The organism is Crocinitomix catalasitica ATCC 23190 (assembly GCF_000621625.1).
Taxonomy (GTDB): Bacteria; Bacteroidota; Bacteroidia; order Flavobacteriales_D; family Crocinitomicaceae; genus Crocinitomix; species Crocinitomix catalasitica.
The window spans coordinates 1-1,575 of the sequence record NZ_JHXV01000064.1; the positions used below are offsets into that span (position 1 = coordinate 1).

The window sequence follows — 1,575 nt, forward strand, 5'->3', positions numbered from 1 at the left end:
AAGGACAAGGTACTGATCAAGCTGAACTTTCAATGGAAGAATTAGCAAATGGTGCTTACATTATCCGTGTAAATGCAAATGATAAAATTGGATTCGCACAGGTTGTGAAACAATAAATTAAGTATTAACGATTTAAAATAGGGGCTTTTTTAAGTCCCTATTTTTTTTGTGTTATATTTTGCGTAGATTTGATTTAAATCAAATATATTCCTATGAAGAAAAAATACTTAATGAAATTAGTTTTATCAACCATTCTGACCTTTGGTTTGACCAACCTCTGGGGTCAAGATGTGTTTGATTATACGGGAGATGTTCAGACTTACACAGTTGTGGACGGTACGTCAATACGTATCGAGGTGTATGGTGCTGAAGGTGGTCGAGGAAATGGCGGTGTTGGTGGTCTTGGTGCTACTATGATTGGTGATTTTTCGGTAAGCCCAGGAGATGTTTTAGAGGTTATAGTCGGAGAGGCTGGACGTCAATGGAATAATGCTGGCGGTGGCGGCGGTGGTACCGGTGTATTATTTGAAGGTGCTCCATTAATTATTGCTGGCGGTGGCGGTGGTGGATCAACATCTTCTCCTGCTGCTTCTGGTGGGCAAATTACTGAAGCTGGAGGTAACTCTTCTGGTTTAGGTGGTACTGGCGGAAATGGAGGTCAAAAAGGATATATGTCTGGTGATTGTGGCTGGTCTTCCGGTGGTGGAGGACTTTATGGTGATGGATATGGAGGAAATGGAGATTGGGATGGCGGTGCTTTACCCGGAACTTTAAGTGGTGATGGATCTGGTAAGTCTTGGGCTTCTGGTGGTGCTGGTGGAATTAACGGTGGTTGTCATTTTAATGATAATTACGGTGGATGGGGACTTGGCGGCGGCGGTGCTGGTGAATACGGCGGCGGCGGTGGCGGCGGCTATTCAGGCGGTGGCGGCGGTCACTATACAGACCTTATTGATGAAAAAGGTGGTGCTGGTGGTGGATCGTACAATGTTGGTACGGATCAAATTAATACAGCTGCCAGTCATAGTGGACATGGTCAAATAATTATTACTGTACTTTGTACTGGTTTAACTTTAGATGCAACTCCAACTGGTGTTTGTGCTGGTGAATCAGTAACGCTTTATGCTGAATCAGACACTGGTGGTGACGTTTCTTGGGATATGGGAATTGAAAATGGTGTAGCTTTTGTTCCACCATTAGGAGAAACTGTTTATACATGTGTTAGTACTGGTCCAGATGACTGTATTTTAACTGTTACTGTTACAAGTACTGAAATTCCAGAAATTATTGCTAATTCAAGTTCTCCAGCAGCTTGTGAAGGAACAGAAATTACTTTATGGGGTGAAGGCGGTGATACTTATGTTTGGGATATGGGTGTAGAAGATAATGTGCCTTTTGATGCCATGCCTGGAGAAGTTACGTTTACATTAATTGGGTCGTTGCTCGGCTGTGAAGCTCCTCCAGTAGAAATAACATTGGTTGGTGCTCCTCGTCCAGATGCTTCAAGTACTGCGACGCCATCTGAAATTTGTTTAGGTGAGAGCTATGTATTAACTGGTGATGGTGGATCAGAAA

At 43.2% G+C, this 1,575-nt stretch carries 1 pseudogene; it reads left to right on the forward strand.

Annotation, left to right across the window (positions count from 1 at the left end):
• Nucleotides 1-212: 212 nt before the first annotated feature.
• Nucleotides 213-1,575, forward strand: a pseudogene (locus T367_RS25095) (hypothetical protein); the annotation flags it as partial.